This is a genomic window from Brevibacterium picturae (assembly GCF_030453725.1).
Taxonomy (GTDB): Bacteria; Actinomycetota; Actinomycetes; order Actinomycetales; family Brevibacteriaceae; genus Brevibacterium; species Brevibacterium sandarakinum_A.
Genome location: NZ_JAKDJU010000181.1, coordinates 1 through 5,678, shown reverse-complemented (window position 1 = coordinate 5,678; position 5,678 = coordinate 1). Strand labels below are relative to the sequence as shown.

Annotated in this window: 4 protein-coding genes; all 4 read right to left on the bottom strand. The window is 64.7% G+C overall.

All coding sequences use genetic code 11. The features are described from left to right. Window positions 1-21: 21 nt before the first annotated feature. The gene (locus L0G76_RS13550; protein WP_304357701.1) at window positions 22-840 is read right to left on the bottom strand and encodes a glycosyltransferase family 2 protein; all 819 of its coding nucleotides are present in this window, start codon (window positions 838-840) and stop codon (window positions 22-24) included. A 75-nt stretch (window positions 841-915) separates the two neighbouring features. Next, a complete protein-coding gene (locus L0G76_RS13545) occupies window positions 916-1,794 on the bottom strand; it encodes a DUF5926 family protein (protein ID WP_304357700.1) in 879 nt (292 codons plus the stop codon). A gap of 57 nt (window positions 1,795-1,851) precedes the next feature. Beyond that, window positions 1,852-2,769 carry a GTP pyrophosphokinase gene (locus tag L0G76_RS13540; RefSeq protein WP_304357699.1) on the bottom strand — a complete coding sequence of 306 codons (918 nt, stop codon included), beginning with the start codon at window positions 2,767-2,769 and terminating at the stop codon, window positions 1,852-1,854. 87 nt (window positions 2,770-2,856) lie between these two features. Further along, complete coding sequence (locus L0G76_RS13535; protein ID WP_304357698.1) at window positions 2,857-5,355, bottom strand: response regulator transcription factor; 2,499 nt, start codon at window positions 5,353-5,355, stop codon at window positions 2,857-2,859. Window positions 5,356-5,678 lie beyond the last annotated feature (323 nt).

Below are 5,678 nucleotides of genomic sequence, written 5' to 3'. Positions count from 1 at the left end.
CGGTGCTCGGTTGCTCGGTGCTCACTTGGAAGTCTCCTTGTCGGCGCGCAGCTTCTTGGCACGCAGTCGTCGAGCGACGATGGCCCGCGCGACGTCGCGGTACTGGGCCGCCCGATGCATCTGGGCCTTGAGGTCCTTGCCCGTGACACGGTGGTGCAGGTCGCATTCGACCTCTTCGACGCGCATCCCGGCATTGACGACGTCGATCGTCATAGCCGTCTCGACGCCCCAGCCCGCAGCGAAAGGCAGCGCTGCGTCGAAGGCCTCACGGCTCAGGCAGCGCATCCCCGACAGAGGCTGTGTCGCGTCGAATCCGCTGAGTTCGGCGATGCCCTTCTTCGCGAGTCCGACGACGAAGCCGAACCCTCCGCCCTGGCGCTTCTGCGCCGGCAGGATCGCGATCGTCATATCGGCCCGGCCCGCCAGAACCGGTGCTGCGAGCGGGGCCGTGCCCAGGGCCGAATCCTCCAGGTCGCCGTCGATGAAGAGGAGAGCGCGGTGCTCCGGGTGCTGGCCGGGATCCGAATCGGAGATCTCGCGATTGCGGATCGCGAAGGCGCCGGTCATCATGGCGGCGGCCTTGCCCTTGTTCTTGCGGTGAGTGACCACCTCGGCGCCGGCCCTGCGAGCACGGACACCGGTGTCGTCGGCGGAACCGTCATCGACGACCATGATGATGTCGACACCGGGGATCTGCTTGGTGCTTCTCACGGTGGCTGCGATCCGATCGGCCTCGTTCATCGCGGGGATGATGGCAGCGATCGCTCGCGGGGCTGTCTCCGAGTCTGGGGTGCCCTGCGTGGAGGCGTGCGGGTGGGCAGGGTTCGACTGTTCGGGCATGGAAACTCTTCTCCTGTCCGGCTCACCCACCGGCGAGCTCGTATCGAGACTCGCCGGTGGCCGGGTCGACGGAACTCAGTGGATGGTCAGCTGACGAGCGACGATTCCCGATCGCGCGCGGCGTGCCTCGGTGCTCAGGGGCTCGGACGAGTTCACGGCCGCGTCGAGGCGCTTGCCGAACTCGGCGATGGGCTCTTCGACGTCGTCGACCTGCGTGCCGAATTCGAGCTCCCAGACGGGGACGATGATTCCGTGTGCCCGGAAATAGCCGAGGAACGTGCCCGGCCCGCCGAGGTCGTTGAGCCCGTCGACCTGCAGGCGCGCGAGCGCATCCACGATCGAGTCCTCGCCCTCGGGGCGTGCCCAGCGGACGTAGGTGCGGCCCGACATCTCGGTCCAGTACGCGGACTTCACCGAGGCGATCTTCTCCGTCGGCGAGACGGAGTCGTTGGCCTGTTCGAGAGCCGCCGCGACATCGGAGTCCGTCTCGGCCTCGGGCAGCTTCCAGTACTCGAAGGTCTCGAGCACTCGGATGTCGAACGGGTGGTCGGTGTCGAGGATGTCCTGCAGACGCGGACCCTGACCGGGTTCGGTGGTCGCGTCGATCGTCGTGCCCGGCTGCGCCTCGGCGGCGGCCAGGATGCCGTGGGCGACATCGCGGGAGGCATCGGTCGAGGACACCGGCACCTGCATGCCGGCCAGGAGCTCACCGTCTTCACGGTGCCAGGCCTGCCACGCGGCGGGCAGCAGCGAGGTGATGGTGATCTCCTGACCACCGAACTCCTCCTTCAGCTTCGCCGAGGCGGTCGCGGCCGGCACCAGCTCGCGCAGGCAGATGAGGTCCGCCTCGAACGGCAGGCCCTCGAACGGACGTGCGACGAAGGCCGTGGCCTGTGCACGTGCCAGACGCTTGGCAATGAGATCTTCCTTGGAACGCTTCGACTTCTTACCCATGGAAAGCAAGTCTAGTCGGTCTGGCGACTCAGGACGCATCCGGTTCGCCGCGCCGAATCAGCGCTGCTCGGCGACCGGGATGAAGTAGCGGGTGGTGTTCGATTCGTCCATCGTCACCTGCAGTTTGTCACCCGGGTGGGGGAAGGCTGATCTCTCGGGATTCTCCGGCGTGAGTCCCAGGTTCTCCAGGCGGATGATCCCATGTCGGCCGACCTCGTCGGCGGCCAGGACGTAGGAATGATTGAGTTCGCGGATGGTGACCTCGATCGACGGCACCTCGGCCGCGGCGTCGACGTTCGTCACGGTCCGAGGCGGTGAGGCGTTCGCCATTCCCAGATAGGCGCTGACATCGTCGGCGATGTAGCCCGCAACGGCATCGGCCTGGGCCAGGAGACCGGAGAGGATGACGGAGAGCCGCTCCTGCTGGGCATCCGACTTCAGTGCCTGACCGGGTTTGAACAGGTGCTCCTCGGCGAGCACGCACCAGGCATCCTGCATGACTGTGCGCAGCTGCAGCTCAACGAGCACCGAGGGCTCGACGTCGAAGGGGACTTCGACGATGATGTGACGCCCGCGGTAGCCGGAGGGCTTGGGATGGGCGGAATAGTCGCGCACCTCGGCGACGGAGAGATTCGACTCGTCATTGCTGTCGGTGAGGAGGTCCCACAGTGCCGACTGCTCACGTTCGGTGCGGCAGACGGCACGGGCCCCGACGACGTCGATGACCTGGTTCTCGACGTCGACGGCCTCATGGATCTCGTCATTGGCATCGGCGAGCTTGCGGCGCAGCTTCTCCCCGGCCCGAAGTCGGTCCTTGATCCGTCCGTGGCCGATGGTGACTCTCTCGCCCGACAACAGCGCGGAGCCCGAACATACGGACTCGATCCAATCGTTGACCGTCTCCAGGGCGGCCCTCCATGTCGATTCGCGCCTTTCGTAGGCTTCGTCGACCAGTTCGCGGACTGTTGCTGACATCCTCGTCACCTTCCTAGCTCCTGTTTCAACTTCACCAGAAGACGAGGTGGATGTCCATGCTTTCCACGCGAATGATGCGAGCTTGTCTCAGTGATCGATGGGAAGGTACCCGTATTCGTAGCCGCGGGCCAGCGCATCGCGGCGATTGCGGACGCCGAGGCGGGCGTAGAGGTTCGACAGCTTGTTCTTGACCGTGCCTTCGACGAGGCGCAGCTCAGCTGCGATCGCGGACACCGATGACTGGGCGTCAAGCAGAGCCAGCAGCTGCCTCTGCGATGGGCTGAGCAGCGCGTGACCGGCACGGAGGCGCAGTGTCTCGCCGAGGTCGAGGAGCCGCTGACGCAGCCATTCGCCGGAGCGGAGACCATCGGATCGGAGATCTTCTGGCCAGCCGATGGAACCGTCGCCGAGGCGGGCGTTGTCGGCAGCGCCGACGACCCGGGCGTTGTCTGCTGCGGCGACGACCTCGTCATCGCGGTTGTCCTCGGAGCGGGGGCTGCCATTGCGGTCGTCCTCGGGATGAGGGGCGTCATCTGGTGCGTTGTCGGAACGAGGGCCGTTCGTGAAGACTGGTGCGATCAGATTCCATTCGGCGGCGCTGGAACTGCGCTGGATCAGCTGATCGCGCAAGGGCTTGGGAACCAGCGCGATAGGGGTGAGGCTGGCGGTGATCCGGCAGTACTCGAGCGTGTCGACGAATACGGAATCCGACTCGACCAGCTCCCCTTTGCCCAGCAGACTGGCGGCCTGGACTGCTCGTGCGGAAGCTTGGGTGTGCAGGTCGAGTGACTTCTGAGACAGAACTCTGTTCGCCAGGTGTTCCGCAGTCCCGTGTTCCCCGATGGTCAGATGGAGTTGGGCCCTGGCCAGGTTGATGAAGGGCGATTCGGAGTCGGTATCGAGCAGGACGTTCTGCGCGAGGTGAGTGTGGCCCTGCGCCAGATGGAGTCGGACCAGCATGAGCTGCAGAGTGTGTCGCAGGATCCCGTCGGCAGGCAGGGACGAGCGGTTGGCGTCGATGCCCTGTTGCAGGCGCTTGCCCTCGATTCCGACATCGTTGCGCAGAATTCCCAGCAGCGATCTGTACTGAGCGACGCCGATCCACGAGTGATGTCCCAATGAGGGGTCGGACAGGCGGGCGGAGTGCTCACCGGCTGCGTCGAGATCCAAGGCGTCCATGGCCCGAATCATGCGCGCCAGCGTGTAGGCCGTGAGTGCGTGGGGACTGGAGAATCGGGTTCGGTCCATGAGCTCGTCGAAGTGGCGCAGGTGCACGTCGCTCGATGTTCCGTTGCCGAGCATCGCGTGTGCCAGGGCGCTGTAGGCATGCGCCGGGAGCAGGAGATAGGGCGACGACGTGGTCGCGAGTTCGGTGATGACGATCGATCGGCGCAGCAGTTGGACGCTGTCTGTGAACTTGCCGACGAACACGGTGGTGATTCCGTGCTCGAGGTGGAAGCGTGCTTCGCAGAGCCGGCTCGGGGTGGTGCGAAAGTGCCGACTGTCGTTGATGAGCTCACCTGCCGATTGCGCAATCTGAAGGCCCTGGTCCGACTGCCCGAGCAGTTTCCGGCGTCGCATCGAGGCGATCGCCATGATCATGATGTCGTCGACGGTGAAGTCGCCGTCCTTGATTCTGTCCAGCTGCGAGTCGAGCGTCGGGACCGCTGCATGCTCGAAATCGACCTGGTTGAGAACAGTCAGGGCATCGCCGCTTCCGAGGCGTCGTCTCACCTCGTCGACCTGCAGACTGTCGCCCATGGCTTCGGCCAGCACAGCCGACTTCTGTCCCTGTGCCTCGGGAACCTTCGAGAACGCCTCGATCGTCGAATCGAAATGATCGGCCATGAGCGCATGGCCCCGGTCTGCCCAGAGATCTGTGAGCGCGTTCCACTCTCCGGCATCCGCGACCTGTCGGAGAGCCTCGTCGAAGCCCTCGGAGTGATAGGCGGCAGGGGCGCTCAGCCAGTCGGCGGCACTGGCACCCAGTGCTCGTCGGGAGCGTGATTCACTGTGCCGATCCCTGGCGTCGTAGAGGCGTCGCATGATCGTTCTCAGCACCGGTGGAATCGTGTGATGGCCGGTGCGGTCCAGGGCTGGGAGCAGCAGTCCGTCTTCGACCAGATGCGCTGCGAGGTCAGCGGCGTCGAGCGGACCGGAATCCTCCGGATCGTTCGGGATGGCGAACGATCCCAGGTGGGGCATGGCTCCCGCAGCGATTTCGAGGGTGTCGGTGTTGATGTCGCGCATGAATGAGAGCAGATGAGCAAGCCTCAGTTCGGGGCTGTCCGGAGCGTGGCGTCTGATCTGAGTCAGAACGTCGGTGGCCAGGAGGTCCGAGTAGCGGTCGGCGTCGACCGCTGAGAGGTCGTGCCCCAATGACTCGGCGCCCTGCAGGACGGCCTGGCCCGCTAGGAGGTGGCCGGAGGTCTGCAGGAACAGGTTCTTCCACGAGGCATCGGGCAGATCGGGTGCGAATTCGGCGAGGCGGGTCGCGAACGAGTGAGCACTCGTCGCGCGTTCGCCGGGGAACGGGCCGTCACCGGGCAAGGGGGAGGGCGCGGTGTGGTCAGCGGAATCATGCATGGTTGGGGACCTCTGGCAATGGGGATGCGGGGATATGGGGATTATCTACCATTAGGTAATGTATCTGATTTCTTTGTCTGAAGTCTGATTGCCCAATGTGATGGCTATGTGATTTTCACGGCTATGTGATTTTCACTCAGCCCGTGCTCAATAATGATCGCGCGCTCTATCAGGGGAGTTGGCAGTGACGCGTTATCTTTAAGGATCACCGTTGAAGTGGTGTTTCGTCAACATTGATCTGTATCGACCTGCGGGTCGTCAAAGCGGTCGTGGGAAGAGGGCCGCCTGCACGATGAGGGGGTCCGAATCGGCAGCGGGCGACC

What these genes read in the sequence shown, in the direction of transcription:
- L0G76_RS13550 (WP_304357701.1), bottom strand. Translation starts at nt 840, where the DNA reads ATGCCCGAACAGTCGAACCCTGCCCACCCGCACGCCTCCACGCAGGGC.
- L0G76_RS13545 (WP_304357700.1), bottom strand. Translation starts at nt 1,794, where the DNA reads ATGGGTAAGAAGTCGAAGCGTTCCAAGGAAGATCTCATTGCCAAGCGT.
- L0G76_RS13540 (WP_304357699.1), bottom strand. Translation starts at nt 2,769, where the DNA reads ATGTCAGCAACAGTCCGCGAACTGGTCGACGAAGCCTACGAAAGGCGC.
- L0G76_RS13535 (WP_304357698.1), bottom strand. Translation starts at nt 5,355, where the DNA reads ATGCATGATTCCGCTGACCACACCGCGCCCTCCCCCTTGCCCGGTGAC.